The following is a 13,175-nucleotide window of genomic DNA, read 5'->3' on the forward strand; positions in this document are numbered from 1 at the left end:
CATGATCTAGAGTGTTATGATCAAATGTGAAGAGAAAATGTGGAAAAAATGATAAGAAATGATGATTCAATATAAATCATAGAAACGGCTTAGAAATCTGTTAAAGGAGAACGGGAATGAAGAAGTTTTTTGCTTTGCTTCTCCTGCTTGCGATCGGATGGGGCGTTTATTATACCATGCAAGCACAGGAACATGATGAGCCAGTGTCATCAGGTGGGGAAGACGAAAGCGGTTCAAATGATATTTATCGAAATTTTAAAGAACTTGAAGAAAACGAATCAACGAGCAGCTATAACATTACAGCCAACCCAGTGCCCGGCAGCCGCCTTCTTGTGATGTCACCTCATGGTGGGAGGATCGAAGGCGGCGTGAGCGAGATCGTCCATTTTTTTGACAACGATTTTTCGACGTATTTATTTGAAGGTCTAAGAGAGAATGCATCAGAACTTCATATTACAAGTACAAACTTTGATGAGCCAATCGGCGTCGCGCAGGCAAAAGCACATGATTACATCTTAGCAGTGCATGGATACAAAGGCGAGGAAGGAATTGACCATACTCTCGTCGGCGGAACAGATTACGATCGTGCAGAGAAAATTGTCAACTCATTAGAGCGGAACGGGTTTTCTGCTGAACTAGCTGTCGCACACGCAACCCTGAGCGGGACAAGCAATCATAATATTAATAATCTTACAAAAACAGGGCAGAGTGTGCAGCTTGAGATTAGTAGAAGTCAGCGTGAAGCTTTATTTGACAGTTTCGATTTTCGGAGGCGGTCAAGTACAAAAAACGAGACATTCTATCGTTATGTAAGGGCGATTCGGACAGTGCTGGATGAAGAATATACATAAGGGCTGTGCACATGTTAAGACAAGGAGTGGAATTCTTGTTACACTATGAACAGTGATAACAAAAGGAGAGACGGATATGGCGCGTCATCATTTTCATCTTCAGGCAAGCTGGCCCGGTCTGCGTAACGATGTGGGTACAATCGCATGTGAACAATTAAAAACAAAGATTTCGATTCCAAAGGAAATGGACGGTCCAGGTATTGGAACCAATCCAGATGAGATGCTCTTAGGTGCAGCGGCTACGTGTTATATCATTACACTTGCAGCCATGATGGAGCGAAGTCAATTAGAGAAAGAGGATTTATCGATGAGCTCTGAAGCCGTCGTAGATGTGACAAATGGTGTGTTTACTTATGAGGAAATCATTCATCGACCTGTCATCACCCTCAAAGAGTCCGCTTCCGCACATGAAATTGAGCTGGCCCGAAAGCTTGCGCATAAAGCCGAAAGCTCTTGTATGATTTCAAGAGCTGTTCAGGGGAATGTGAACATTTCCTTAGAAGAAACCATTCAAGTCGGCCGTTAAAACAAAAAAGTCATTTTCTCTTGAAATATGGAGAAAATGACTTTTTTTATGACGTCCATTCGGTTTGATCGAGTTGTGCTTTAGTTTCGTTCTTTTGCTTCTTGGACTGATTTAAGACAATCACGCCGCAGATGACAAGTGCAAGGCCGATGTAGCCTTTCGTGCTGATCGTTTCGTTAAACAGCACAAGTCCTACAAGAGCAGTGAGAGCTGTTCCAACGCCAGACCAGGTTGCATAGGCAGACGAGAGCTCGATGGTTTTAAGTGCCAAGCTCAGGAAAGTAAAGGCGCATCCAAATCCGATCAGTACCCCGATACTCGGCAGCAGCTGCGAAAAGCCTTGAGAAAGCTTCAGCATTGTACTGCCAAAAACCTCCGTCAAAATGGCTCCTGTTAAGTAGAGTATTCCTTTCATCATCTCCCACATCCTTTATGACATATTTAATAGTACGACCCCTGAGACAAGCATCGCCATGCCAATGACTGCTTTTTGGTTCAAGGTTTCTTTGAAAAAGAGCACGCCAAAAATAGCCGTGAGGACCGTACCAACTCCAGACCATGTTGCGTAAGACATGCTTAGCGGAATGATATTGAGTGTCAATGACAGCATATAAAAAGCAAGTGTATAGCCAGCCACAACAACCGCGCTAGGCTTCCAGCGCGTAAAACCATGAGATAATTTTAACATCGCGGCTCCAATGGCTTCTGAAAAAATGGCCACAGCCAAAAAAAGATATCCGAGGATCATGATCATCCCTCCTCTAATAGGTGTAAAATCCGATGAAGAAAAAGGGTTTTTATCCTCTCTTTTCAGCGGTTCAAGCTGAAATATTTCCGAAAAACAGCATGCTCTGCCATCTGCTGAAGGGAGAGCTGTCTTAATCCTTCTTATCAGGCGGTGAACTGCATCAAAATGGCTCTTTTGTGGTTTTAGACATAAAAAAAACACCTACTTTACTGAACAGTCGGTAAAGTAAATGTTAACCCATGAAAAAAGAGTGTGTCAATCGATTCATTTTATGAATGGATGTTTTCACTTAAACGTCATATTTAATACCAAGGGTATGGTCCATATGGCGGGTATGGCGGCGGATAAGGGTATCCATAGCCATATCCTGGCGCAAGCAGAGATCCAGCAAGCAGGCCTCCAGCAAAACCTCCTAAAAATGGAGGTCCAAAGAATCCAGGGCGTCCAAAGCCGAATCCAGGTCTCCCAAAGCCAAATCCGGGTCTCCCAAACCCAAATCCAGGGCGTCCAAAACCAAAAGGTCTTCTCATGTCTTCTTCTTGAATAAATGGAGGTGTATCAAAATAATTCATAATAAAAGGCTCCTTTCTCATAAAATCACTGTAACTGACATCAGTGTATTCCAGTTGCCTACAGATGTTTGGGTGGACGCCTAATATAAGGAGGAATGTTAGAAATGGGCCTGTATCCATCAGATTGGGCAAAATGTCCGCCGCATGCTCATGCATATAAAGCACGTACAGATGTAACGGAGGGGCATTATCATTTAATAGAAGGTATTTCTCAGCCTGTAAATGGAAGCAGTACCGACCGGCATACTCATTTTTATCGGGGGATCACTTCCTTTGAAAGAGGGCATTTTCACAGGTACTACGGTATCACAGGGCCTGCAATTCCGAGAGTGGATGGAACACATTATCACGAGATTGAGGAAGTCACCTATTCAGCCTATCTCGATTCTGTTCCCATCCCATATGGAGGTGTCGTCTATAGTCCAGATGAGAAGCGGCCAACACATAAGCATCGTTTAAAAGGAAAAACATATGAAGTGGTTGGAAATGAACCGCTTGGCTGGTAATGGGCAGGAGATAGGAGAGTAAGAAAAGTTATGCTATACTGTAGGCAGTTTTGTAAAAGTGAGTGATGTTATGAATAAAGCGAAGCAGCCAGTAATCGTGTTAGTAGGGCCGACGGCTGTCGGCAAAACCAAATTGAGCATTGATATAGCCAAAGCATTTAATGGAGAGATTATCAGCGGGGATTCTATGCAGATTTATAAAGGGATGGATATCGGAACAGCTAAAATCACACCCGAAGAAATGAATGGCATCCCGCACCATTTAATTGATATTAAACAGCCGGACGAATCTTTTTCGACAGCTGAATTTCAGCAGCTGGTTCGTGCGAAAATCAAAGAGATTGCCGCTAGAGGGAAAACGCCAATGATTGTCGGCGGAACAGGCCTCTATATCCAATCTGTTTTATATGATTACACATTTACGGATGAGAAAAGTGATCCTGCTTTTAGAGAAGAAATGACGCTCTTTGAACAGCAGCACGGCGCGCTTTTGCTGCACGAAAAGCTAAAGGCAGTAGATCCTGATGCGGCAAACGCTATTCATCCAAATAACGTCCGCCGCGTGATCCGGGCGCTGGAAGTGATTCATACAACAGGTCAGAAAATGTCGGAGATGCAAAACGGGCATCAAGAAGTTCCTCTTTATGATACAGCCTTCATTGGGCTGAAAATGGATCGAGAGGTTTTGTACGAGCGCATTCATCAAAGAATTGATATGATGATAGATGAAGGCTTAATTGAAGAAGTGAGAGCACTTTATCAATCTGGCTTGAAGGATTGTCAGTCTGTTCAAGCCATTGGTTATAAAGAGCTGTATGCCTATTTTCAAGGTGACTGCTCACTTGATGAAGCCATCCAGCAATTAAAGCAAAATTCCCGTAGATATGCGAAGCGTCAGTTCACGTGGTTCCGTAATAAAATGGCGGTCACTTGGTTTGATATGACACCGCCTTGCCACTTTTCAGACAAAAAAGAGGAAATTTTCGCATATATAGCAGGAAAGCTTGGACTTAAAGCGAAACTGTAGTTATCAGAATCAAGGAGGACGAAACATGAAACCGATTAATATTCAGGAGCAGTTTTTGAATCAGATCCGCAAAGACAATACATTTGTCACAGTATTCTTGCTGAATGGCTTTCAGCTTCGCGGTCAAGTGAAAGGGTTTGACAATTTCACGGTGCTGCTTGAAACAGAAGGGAAGCAGCAGCTTATTTATAAACACGCCATTTCTACATTTGCACCTCAAAAGAATGTAAATCTAGAATTAGAATAGGATAGGTTGTATTTAAAATAGCCCCATGCCTCTGCGAATAAACCGGCCGGAACCCGCTACGTTTTTTGTCAGTGCAGAGGGGCTATTTTGCATGCAATGAAACTTTTCTGCCAAATTTCCGTATCATTCCTTATTGGATATTAGAAGGGTGAGGGGATTTATATGGAAAATGCAGAGCTTGAATTAAGAAGGATTAGAGTGATCCTCCTTTTGATTGGAATTGTTGTCTTGTTTGGATCGTGCGCTATCTCAAACATTGAAACGAGACAAGAAAGTTGGAATAACCATTCTCATGAAAATGCAGATGGAGTTTTACCATCATCTGCTGCACTAAAAAATAATCATTTTGCTGTTGTGAAAGATGATCAAGTACATGTGTACCGATTTGATGAAAAAGAAGGAGAGCTGACTCTCGTTACAACGAAATACATAGATGAATGGGACGACGAAGAATATGATGATGGCTCTGAGGAAGAAGAGTAAGCACGTAAATTTACAAATGAATGTGAAGCCGCTACACTATAATCATGCATCAGACATCTAGACAGAAAAGGATGAGTTCATGACACATAAAATTAAAATTAATCATTGGGAACAAACTTGTGAAGACGATTCCTGTTTCGAATATGGAACGAGTGTTTCTGTAAATGGGAAAGAATTAGTGAGAGAAGCTTCAATCGTTTCTGCGCTTGAAGCGGTGCTAAAAGAATTAGGTGTTGAAGTGGAAATTACAGAAGTGTCAGAAGATTTACAGTGCGATGCCTACAAAAAATAAAACAAAAAGTCTAGTCTACTAAGCGATTTTTTTTCGTGTTATGATAGATTTCGGTTTCAGTTGAATAGGGAGTAGAGCAGTCTATTTTTAGATCCTGTTCTGCTCTATTTATTTGAACGTACGAGTTCGGCTATGAAGGTTCGGCCGGGTTGGTTGATTTTTTTCGTTTCGAACATCTATATGTTGTGTTTTGAAAAAACATAGTATACTATATATAGTGAATAGCGAAATGATCAACAATACTAAAAACTAGGTCGTGATGGAATTGATTCAAATCGTATTTGATTCAAAAACAGGAAATGTTCAACGCTTTTTGGACAAGACCCCTTTTACAGACAAACGAAAATTGACTGGAGAAGAGTTTTTGGATACGCCGTTTATTCTCGTCACCTTTACAACAGGATTTGGACAAGTCCCTAGTACCACTCAGTCCTTTTTAGAGAAAAATGCTCACCTTTTACTAGGTGTTGCGGTGAGTGGCAACAAAGTGTGGGGAGATAATTTTGCAAAAAGCGCCGATACGATTTCTAAACAATATCAAGTTCCTATTTTGCACACCTTTGAACTAAGCGGAACAAAAAGGGATGTTGAATTGTTTACACAGGAGGTAGAAAGAATTGTCACAAAATCAGGTTCCAAAGTGGATACAATTAAATAACGAAATTATGATTCAAAAAGAAGGAAAGTTTCAGTTCGATAAGGACAAAGAAGCTGTACATAGTTATTTCGTAGATTACATTAATCAAAACACGGTCTTTTTTCACAATCTAGAAGAGAAGATTGATTACTTAATAGAAAACGACTACTATGAGGAAGAATTTTTAAGACAATACAGCATGGCAGATATTAAAGAAGTCTTTGAAGCTGCATATGCCAAAAAATTTAGATTCCCATCATTTATGAGTGCATTTAAGTTTTACAATGACTATGCACTGAAAACAAATGATAAAAAGAAAATCCTTGAACGCTATGAAGACCGCATTTCAGTTGTAGCACTTTTCTTTGCGGGCGGGGATAAAGAAAAAGCACTTGAGTTTGTAGAACTGATGATCAATCAAGAGTACCAGCCAAGTACACCAACCTTCTTGAACGCTGGACGTAAAAGACGCGGTGAGCTTGTGAGCTGCTTCTTGCTTGAAGTGAATGACTCACTAAACGATATTTCAAGAGCGATTGATATTTCCATGCAGTTGTCAAAACTAGGTGGCGGCGTCAGTTTGAACCTGTCAAAACTTCGTGCAAAAGGCGAAGCAATCAAAGATGTCGAAAACGCGACAAAAGGTGTCGTCGGTGTGATGAAGCTTCTTGATAATGCATTCAGATATGCAGATCAAATGGGGCAAAGACAAGGATCAGGCAGTGCCTACCTGAATATTTTCCACAGAGATATCAATGATTTCTTAGATACGAAAAAAATCTCTGCCGATGAAGATGTTCGCGTGAAAACTCTATCCATTGGAGTTGTCATCCCGGATAAATTTATCGAGCTTGCTAGAGAAGATAAAACAGCTTACACTTTCTATCCGCATACAGTCTATAAAGAATATGGACAGCACCTTGATGAGATGGACATGGAAGAAATGTATGACGAGCTTGTAGAAAACCCAAAAGTTAAAAAAGAAAAAGTCAATCCGAGAAAGCTTCTTGAAAAATTGGCTGTTCTACGCTCAGAATCAGGCTATCCATATATCATGTTCCAAGATAATGTAAACAGAGAGCATGCCTTGAACCATATTTCACGAGTGAAATTCTCAAACCTTTGCTCAGAAGTGCTTCAGGCTTCAGAGGTTTCTTCTTACACGGACTATGATCAAGAAGATGAAATCGGTCTTGATATTTCTTGTAACCTTGGTTCATTAAATATCATGAATGTCATGAAAAACAAATCGATTGAAAAAACGGTTAAGCTTGCAACAGACTCACTAACGCTTGTGTCTGAAACAACAGACATTCGCAATGCACCAGCTGTTCGAAAAGCGAACAAAGCGATGAAGTCAATCGGACTTGGTGCGATGAACCTTCATGGGTATTTAGCTCAAAACCAAATTGCTTATGAAAGTGAAGAAGCAAGAGATTTCGCAAATACGTTCTTTATGATGGTGAACTATTATTCAATTAAACGCTCAAGTGAGCTTGCGAAAGAAAAAGGAGAAACATTCCATCGTTATGAAGGCTCTGGCTATGCAACTGGTGAGTACTTCAATAAATACGTGGAGAATGATTTCACACCAAAAACAGAAAAAGCAGCAGCACTATTTGAAGGTATGCACATTCCAACAAAAGAAGATTGGGCCGCACTCAAAGAATTTGTAGCGGAACATGGCATGTATCACAGCTATCGTTTATGTATTGCACCAACAGGTTCCATTTCTTATGTTCAATCGGCAACAGCTTCTGTGATGCCAATTATGGAACGTATCGAAGAAAGAACATACGGCAACAGCAAAACCTATTACCCAATGCCAGGTCTTTCAGCCCAAAACTGGTTCTTCTATAAAGAAGCGTACGATATGGACATGTTTAAAGTGGTCGATATGATCGCAACGATTCAGCAGCACGTCGATCAAGGAATCAGCTTTACACTATTCTTAAAAGATACGATGACAACGCGTGATTTAAACCGCATCGATCTTTATGCACACCATAAAGGCATTAAGACACTTTATTATGCAAGAACGAAGGATACAGGGCAGGAAGGCTGTCTTTCTTGTGTTGTTTGATTAAAGGAGAGTTTAACGTGACAAAAATTTATGATGCAGCCAACTGGTCAAAACACGAAGACGATTTTACACAAATGTTTTACAACCAAAATGTAAAGCAGTTCTGGCTTCCAGAAGAGATTTCCTTAAACGGAGATCTCTTAACATGGAAATATTTAGGCGAAAAAGAGCGAGATACGTATATGAAGGTACTTGCTGGACTGACTTTACTTGATACAGAACAAGGAAATACAGGGATGCCGATTGTTGCTGAACATGTGGACGGCCATCAGCGTAAAGCAGTACTCAACTTTATGGCAATGATGGAAAATGCGGTGCATGCGAAATCATACTCAAATATCTTCATGACACTCGCACCAACTGAAACGATCAGTGAAGTGTTTGAATGGGTCAAGAAGAATAAATTCCTGCAAAAGAAAGCAGATATGATTGTCAGTTTATACCGTTCGATTCAAAAGGACGATCCTATTTCTCTCTTTAAAGCAATGGTTGCTTCTGTTTATTTAGAAAGCTTCCTATTTTATAGTGGTTTTTACTACCCTCTTTATTTCTATGGACAAGGAAAGCTCATGCAAAGTGGTGAAATCATCAACTTAATTTTGCGTGATGAAGCGATTCATGGTGTGTACGTTGGATTATTAGCACAAGAAATTTACAACAAACAAACACCTGACGTGCAAAAAGAGCTGTATGATTTCTCTATTGACCTTTTAAACGAGCTTTATGAAAATGAACTTCATTACACGGAAGATATTTATGACCAAGTCAATTTATCGCATGATGTGAAAAAGTTCATTCGTTACAATGCCAATAAAGCGTTAATGAACCTTGGATTTGCCCCTTATTTTGAAGAAGAAGAGATTAACCCTATTGTATTGAACGGACTCAATACAAAAACAAAATCGCATGACTTCTTCTCAATGAAAGGGAACGGCTACAAAAAAGCAACAGTTGAGCCGTTAAAAGATGACGACTTCTTCTTTGGAGATGAATCATAAGGAAAGCGTAAAAGTCAAAACGCATCACTCGTTTTGGCTTTTTGCCATTTCTAACAATGTGATAGTTACATACTGGAGGTTACCAACATGGGAAAAATGGACGAAATCATTTTAGTAGCACCACGCGCACGCGTGTTTCAAAACGAAACACTTGCGTTTAATGGTGTGAACAGTGAAGAGAAAACAATCAGCACCATTATGAAAGAAATCGAAGAGCACTTCGAGCAAATGCGAAGAGGCGATGCAGAAGAAAATCCTGACTTCAAGCAGCCGATTCCTTATGTCGTGATTAAGCGTGAGGACGAAGTGTATGTATACGAAAGACTTCAAGGCGGAGGAGAGACTCGCTTACATCATAAGTTATCTCTTGGCTTTGGGGGGCATATGAATTTCATCGAAGGAAAAAACTTTGCTGAGATTCTAAAAGAAAATACAGATCGTGAACTGGACGAAGAACTTTCAATTCAAGAAGAAGACAAACTTGAAATGAAAACCCTTGGGTTAATCAATGACGATGACAACAGTGTCGGCCGTGTGCACATCGGACTGTTATCAGCGCTTGAGCTATCTCCGGGTGCTCATGTGGAAGTAAAAGAAACAGATCAAATCTCAGGAAAATGGATGAAAGCAGCCGATTTGAAAAAGCCTGAATACTTCGATCGTCTTGAAACATGGTCTCAATTTGTCGTTAACATCTTAGCGTAAATGAATACACAACAAACCGGCTCAGCAGAAGACTTGAGCCGGTTTGTTTCGTTACAACAGCTTCAGCTTATTGGAAAACGAATGCGTCGTGACCGGCCTGCTTCAATCTTGCGACGAGATCATCTGCATTTTGCTTTGTACGGAAAGCCCCGGCTTGCACTCGGAACATGCCGCCGTCTAATACAACAAACGCGTCAAAGCCTTTGGATTTAAGTGTTGCTGCTAATTCATCTGCATTGGCTTTCACTTTGAAAGCTCCTGCCTGCACTTTATAAAGATTACTTGCTTTTTTTTTCAATTGAAAGGCTTCTTCTAGACCAGTCGCATGAGCGCGAGCGATGCCTTGAAGGAAGGTTGCGTTGCGGAGCTTATTAGCATCAGCTGCCGTATCGATGAAACCATTCTCTGTTAAAATAGCGGGCATAGAAGTTTCTCGAAGAACGTGGAAGTTCGCAGTTTTCTTGCCGCGGTTCGCAAAATCAACCGAGCGGACAATTTCATCATGAAGGGCATTGCGATACGTGGTGGTCGGTGCTGAAACGCCAGGATACACATAGCTTTCAAACCCTGTGCCCCCGCCAGCATTAATATGAATAGACACGAAATAGTCAGCTCCCCAGCTGTTTGCCGCATTTGTACGCTGGGACAAAGTGACGGATTGGTCAGTTGAACGACTTAAGCGGACGGAAACCCCATCATATTCACTAATCAAAATGTCTCTCAATAAAAGCGCGATTTGAAGTGTTATATTTTTCTCCAAAAGCCCATTAGCACTAGCTCCAGAATCTGTTCCTCCGTGGCCAGGATCAATAAAAATTTTCACCATCTATTCATCACCTCGTCTTTATTTTATGAGAAAATAGAAGAATTGCCTGTACAAAATGCGGAAATCATTGAGACTCTTTTCTGCATCATTTGTGATCAAAAAGCTACATTTTTCTAAGAAAAAGCAAATTGTTGGTTTGTCCGCCCAAACGGGATGAATACAATGGAAATAGCACATCATTTCCTGGGAAACCGCAGAAATCCCTACAATATTCGGTATCTCGGGTCATTTTGACAGCAAACTTGGGCTTAAGCGGGCGATTGTCACGATTACAGCTCCACCCGAATAGAATAAAGAGAGAAGAGCGAGAGGTGAATACGTTGGACCGAGCTGTCACATATAAAAACAACGGCCAAATCAATATTATACTTAACGGACAAAAGCAAGTATTGGTTGATGCAGACTCAGAGGCAGAATACCTAGAAGCCTTGCAGAAAAATGAGGCAAAACACAGCATCTTACGGGAAATAGAGCGTGAAATGAACAGCCTTGTCGGTATGGATGAAATGAAACGAAACATAAAAGAGATTTATGCTTGGATTTTTGTTAATCAAAAACGGCAGGAACAAGGGTTAAAGGTAGGAAAACAAGCGCTTCATATGATGTTCAAAGGAAATCCTGGCACAGGAAAAACCACAGTTGCAAGACTTGTCGGGAAGCTTTTCTTTGAAATGAATGTGCTCTCAAAGGGTCACTTAATTGAAGCAGAACGAGGTGATCTTGTTGGAGAGTACATTGGTCATACAGCGCAAAAAACAAGGGATTTAATTAAAAAATCATTAGGTGGTATTTTGTTCATTGACGAAGCCTATTCTCTTGCACGCGGAGGAGAAAAGGATTTTGGAAAAGAAGCGATTGATACCCTTGTAAAACATATGGAGGACAAACAGCACGAATTCATTCTCATTCTTGCAGGCTACTCCAAGGAAATGGATCATTTTCTTTCTTTAAACCCCGGCCTGCAATCAAGATTTCCAATCAACATCAGCTTTCCTGATTATACAGTCGATCAGCTCATGGATATTGCAAAACGAATGATGGCAGACAGAGAATATGTATTTACACAAGAAGCTGAATGGAAGCTGCGGGATTATTTAATGCACATTAAAAGTACCACAAGCCCGGCAAAATTCAGCAACGGCCGGTTTGTGCGAAACACCATTGAAAAAGCCATACGAACCCAGGCGATGAGACTGCTTCTTGTGGATCATTATGATAAAAAAGATCTGCTGACCATTAAAAGTCACGATCTTCAAATGAAAGAGGATACGCCTTCTTGAAATGGCGTATCCTTTTTATAAAGAGTCACTAAAATAAACCATCCGAATAGTGGTATACGTCTGATGTGTTTGGTATGATGGTACTACTGAAAACTTAAGTACAGAAAGGAAACAACTAACGTTGAATGAACATGAAATGACTGAAAAAGCGATCCTTGTCGGCTGCCAATTGCCGCATGTAACGGATGAACGCTTTCAATACTCAATGGAAGAATTAGCTTCGTTAACCAAAACGGCTGGCGGTGCAGCTGTCAGCGTGATGACGCAGAAGAGAAATAGACAAGACAGTGCAACGTATATCGGGAAAGGGAAAGTAGAAGAACTTGAAGTGCTTTGCGAGGAACTCGAATGTGATGTCATTATTTTTAATGACGAGCTTTCTCCAAGCCAGCTAAAAGCTTTGGCGACTGCTTTAGATGTAAAAATTATTGATCGTACGCAACTGATTTTAGATATCTTTGCAAAAAGAGCCCGTACAAGAGAGGGGAAGCTGCAAATAGAGCTTGCCCAGCTTCAGTATGCCTTGCCGAGACTAAGTGGACAAGGGATCAGCCTTTCAAGACAAGGGGGCGGAATTGGCGCAAGAGGTCCAGGTGAAACAAAACTTGAAACAGACAGACGTCATATTCGAAACCGCATTCATGAAATTAACGGGCAGTTATCTGCAGTCAAAGAACACCGAACAAGATACCGGGAGCGCCGAAAGAAAAATGGTGTGTTCCAAATTGCCATTGTCGGGTATACGAATGCCGGAAAATCAACTTTGTTTAACCAATTAACAGAAGCGGATAGTCATGAAGAGGACCTGCTGTTTGCGACACTTGATCCAATGACACGTAAGATGACATTAGAATCTGGCTACAGTGTGCTGATTTCAGATACAGTTGGCTTTATCCAAGACCTTCCGACCACACTGATTGCCGCATTTCGTTCCACCCTTGAAGAAGTGAAGGAAGCCGATTATTTGCTTCATGTCATCGACTCTTCTAATGAGGATTATGAAGGGCACGAACGAACGGTTCATGAGCTTTTAGAAGAATTAGAAGCGGACCGCATTCCGATGCTGACTGTTTATAACAAGGAAGATCAAATTAGACCAGATTTCATCCCATCTTCAAAGCATCGCCACATCTTAATCAGTGCTAAGCGCAAGGAAGATGTAAAAAGGTTAAAAGCGGATATTATGGCTGAGCTGAAAAAAGCCTTTTTAAAGCCATATCATGTAAAGATTCCAGCGCATGAAGGCAAGCTCATCTCCGCATTAAAATCAGAAACGCTTGTGGAATCACTAGAATTTCAAAAAGAAGCAGAGATATATGACATCACTGGCTATAGTGGTGAGGATCAGACCATTTTAGGTCAAATCAAGAAGTATATGTTGGAAAGGAATTAAA

At 40.9% G+C, this 13,175-nt stretch carries 17 protein-coding genes; 13 read left to right on the forward strand and 4 right to left on the reverse strand.

Annotated elements, in window-relative coordinates; genetic code table 11:
- The first annotated feature begins 116 nt into the window (after nucleotides 1-116).
- On the forward strand, nucleotides 117-851 hold the full coding sequence (locus MHI23_RS08480) for a poly-gamma-glutamate hydrolase family protein (RefSeq protein ID WP_024427035.1): 735 nt from the start codon (nucleotides 117-119) through the stop codon (nucleotides 849-851).
- A 76-nt stretch (nucleotides 852-927) separates the two neighbouring features.
- Nucleotides 928-1,377, forward strand: coding sequence for an OsmC family protein (locus MHI23_RS08485; protein ID WP_076839619.1), 450 nt, complete (start codon nucleotides 928-930; stop codon nucleotides 1,375-1,377).
- 46 nt (nucleotides 1,378-1,423) lie between these two features.
- Here the strand turns inward: MHI23_RS08485 and MHI23_RS08490 are convergent, their stop codons facing one another.
- The 3 genes from MHI23_RS08490 to MHI23_RS08500 form a co-directional block, all read right to left on the reverse strand.
- Complete coding sequence (locus tag MHI23_RS08490) at nucleotides 1,424-1,792, reverse strand: multidrug efflux SMR transporter (protein WP_024424093.1); 369 nt, start codon at nucleotides 1,790-1,792, stop codon at nucleotides 1,424-1,426.
- Between the two features lie 15 nt (nucleotides 1,793-1,807).
- A complete protein-coding gene (locus MHI23_RS08495; protein WP_024424092.1) occupies nucleotides 1,808-2,125 on the reverse strand; it encodes a multidrug efflux SMR transporter in 318 nt (105 codons plus the stop codon).
- A gap of 302 nt (nucleotides 2,126-2,427) precedes the next feature.
- Nucleotides 2,428-2,697, reverse strand: coding sequence for a hypothetical protein (locus tag MHI23_RS08500; RefSeq protein ID WP_041109145.1), 270 nt, complete (start codon nucleotides 2,695-2,697; stop codon nucleotides 2,428-2,430).
- A 104-nt stretch (nucleotides 2,698-2,801) separates the two neighbouring features.
- Here MHI23_RS08500 and MHI23_RS08505 point away from each other — a divergent pair, with 104 nt between their 5' ends.
- From MHI23_RS08505 to MHI23_RS08545, 9 genes are all read left to right on the forward strand, one after another.
- On the forward strand, nucleotides 2,802-3,203 hold the full coding sequence (locus MHI23_RS08505; RefSeq protein ID WP_034623557.1) for a YmaF family protein: 402 nt from the start codon (nucleotides 2,802-2,804) through the stop codon (nucleotides 3,201-3,203).
- A 70-nt stretch (nucleotides 3,204-3,273) separates the two neighbouring features.
- Nucleotides 3,274-4,230 carry a tRNA (adenosine(37)-N6)-dimethylallyltransferase MiaA gene (miaA, locus tag MHI23_RS08510; RefSeq protein ID WP_025093277.1) on the forward strand — a complete coding sequence of 319 codons (957 nt, stop codon included), beginning with the start codon at nucleotides 3,274-3,276 and terminating at the stop codon, nucleotides 4,228-4,230.
- A 25-nt stretch (nucleotides 4,231-4,255) separates the two neighbouring features.
- The gene (gene hfq, locus MHI23_RS08515; protein ID WP_024424088.1) at nucleotides 4,256-4,477 is read left to right on the forward strand and encodes an RNA chaperone Hfq; all 222 of its coding nucleotides are present in this window, start codon (nucleotides 4,256-4,258) and stop codon (nucleotides 4,475-4,477) included.
- Between the two features lie 162 nt (nucleotides 4,478-4,639).
- Nucleotides 4,640-4,960, forward strand: a complete 321-nt coding sequence (locus MHI23_RS08520; RefSeq protein ID WP_342492436.1) for a YmzC family protein — start codon at nucleotides 4,640-4,642, stop codon at nucleotides 4,958-4,960.
- A 79-nt stretch (nucleotides 4,961-5,039) separates the two neighbouring features.
- A complete protein-coding gene (locus tag MHI23_RS08525; RefSeq protein ID WP_003212415.1) occupies nucleotides 5,040-5,252 on the forward strand; it encodes a hypothetical protein in 213 nt (70 codons plus the stop codon).
- A 265-nt stretch (nucleotides 5,253-5,517) separates the two neighbouring features.
- Complete coding sequence (gene nrdI, locus MHI23_RS08530; RefSeq protein ID WP_008360380.1) at nucleotides 5,518-5,910, forward strand: class Ib ribonucleoside-diphosphate reductase assembly flavoprotein NrdI; 393 nt, start codon at nucleotides 5,518-5,520, stop codon at nucleotides 5,908-5,910.
- Nucleotides 5,870-7,972: a class 1b ribonucleoside-diphosphate reductase subunit alpha gene (nrdE, locus tag MHI23_RS08535; RefSeq protein ID WP_024424086.1), complete on the forward strand. Its 2,103-nt coding sequence runs from the start codon at nucleotides 5,870-5,872 to the stop codon at nucleotides 7,970-7,972. Before nrdI ends, nrdE begins: the two co-directional genes overlap by 41 nt.
- Before the next feature lie 17 nt (nucleotides 7,973-7,989).
- A complete protein-coding gene (nrdF, locus tag MHI23_RS08540) occupies nucleotides 7,990-8,970 on the forward strand; it encodes a class 1b ribonucleoside-diphosphate reductase subunit beta (RefSeq protein ID WP_024424085.1) in 981 nt (326 codons plus the stop codon).
- 87 nt (nucleotides 8,971-9,057) lie between these two features.
- The gene (locus MHI23_RS08545; RefSeq protein ID WP_024424084.1) at nucleotides 9,058-9,675 is read left to right on the forward strand and encodes a hypothetical protein; all 618 of its coding nucleotides are present in this window, start codon (nucleotides 9,058-9,060) and stop codon (nucleotides 9,673-9,675) included.
- Nucleotides 9,676-9,742: 67 nt separating this feature from the next.
- Here the strand turns inward: MHI23_RS08545 and MHI23_RS08550 are convergent, their stop codons facing one another.
- A complete protein-coding gene (locus tag MHI23_RS08550; RefSeq protein WP_024427042.1) occupies nucleotides 9,743-10,501 on the reverse strand; it encodes an N-acetylmuramoyl-L-alanine amidase in 759 nt (252 codons plus the stop codon).
- Between the two features lie 320 nt (nucleotides 10,502-10,821).
- Here MHI23_RS08550 and spoVK point away from each other — a divergent pair, with 320 nt between their 5' ends.
- Both spoVK and hflX read left to right on the forward strand, forming a co-directional pair.
- A complete protein-coding gene (gene spoVK, locus MHI23_RS08555; protein WP_342492437.1) occupies nucleotides 10,822-11,781 on the forward strand; it encodes a stage V sporulation protein K in 960 nt (319 codons plus the stop codon).
- Between the two features lie 121 nt (nucleotides 11,782-11,902).
- Entirely contained in the window at nucleotides 11,903-13,174 is a 1,272-nt protein-coding gene (gene hflX, locus MHI23_RS08560; RefSeq protein ID WP_342492438.1) for a GTPase HflX, read from the forward strand.
- Nucleotide 13,175 lies beyond the last annotated feature (1 nt).

The organism is Bacillus sp. FSL M7-0003 (genome assembly GCF_038628485.1).
Taxonomy (GTDB): Bacteria; Bacillota; Bacilli; order Bacillales; family Bacillaceae; genus Bacillus; species Bacillus safensis.

Bases quoted from the DNA above. Each gene is read 5' to 3' on its own strand.
- MHI23_RS08480 (WP_024427035.1), top strand. From the start codon at position 117: ATGAAGAAGTTTTTTGCTTTGCTTCTCCTGCTTGCGATCGGATGGGGC.
- MHI23_RS08485 (WP_076839619.1), top strand. From the start codon at position 928: ATGGCGCGTCATCATTTTCATCTTCAGGCAAGCTGGCCCGGTCTGCGT.
- MHI23_RS08490 (WP_024424093.1), bottom strand. From the start codon at position 1,792: ATGAAAGGAATACTCTACTTAACAGGAGCCATTTTGACGGAGGTTTTT.
- MHI23_RS08495 (WP_024424092.1), bottom strand. From the start codon at position 2,125: ATGATCCTCGGATATCTTTTTTTGGCTGTGGCCATTTTTTCAGAAGCC.
- MHI23_RS08500 (WP_041109145.1), bottom strand. From the start codon at position 2,697: ATGAATTATTTTGATACACCTCCATTTATTCAAGAAGAAGACATGAGA.
- MHI23_RS08505 (WP_034623557.1), top strand. From the start codon at position 2,802: ATGGGCCTGTATCCATCAGATTGGGCAAAATGTCCGCCGCATGCTCAT.
- miaA (WP_025093277.1), top strand. From the start codon at position 3,274: ATGAATAAAGCGAAGCAGCCAGTAATCGTGTTAGTAGGGCCGACGGCT.
- hfq (WP_024424088.1), top strand. From the start codon at position 4,256: ATGAAACCGATTAATATTCAGGAGCAGTTTTTGAATCAGATCCGCAAA.
- MHI23_RS08520 (WP_342492436.1), top strand. From the start codon at position 4,640: ATGGAAAATGCAGAGCTTGAATTAAGAAGGATTAGAGTGATCCTCCTT.
- MHI23_RS08525 (WP_003212415.1), top strand. From the start codon at position 5,040: ATGACACATAAAATTAAAATTAATCATTGGGAACAAACTTGTGAAGAC.
- MHI23_RS08545 (WP_024424084.1), top strand. From the start codon at position 9,058: ATGGGAAAAATGGACGAAATCATTTTAGTAGCACCACGCGCACGCGTG.
- MHI23_RS08550 (WP_024427042.1), bottom strand. From the start codon at position 10,501: ATGGTGAAAATTTTTATTGATCCTGGCCACGGAGGAACAGATTCTGGA.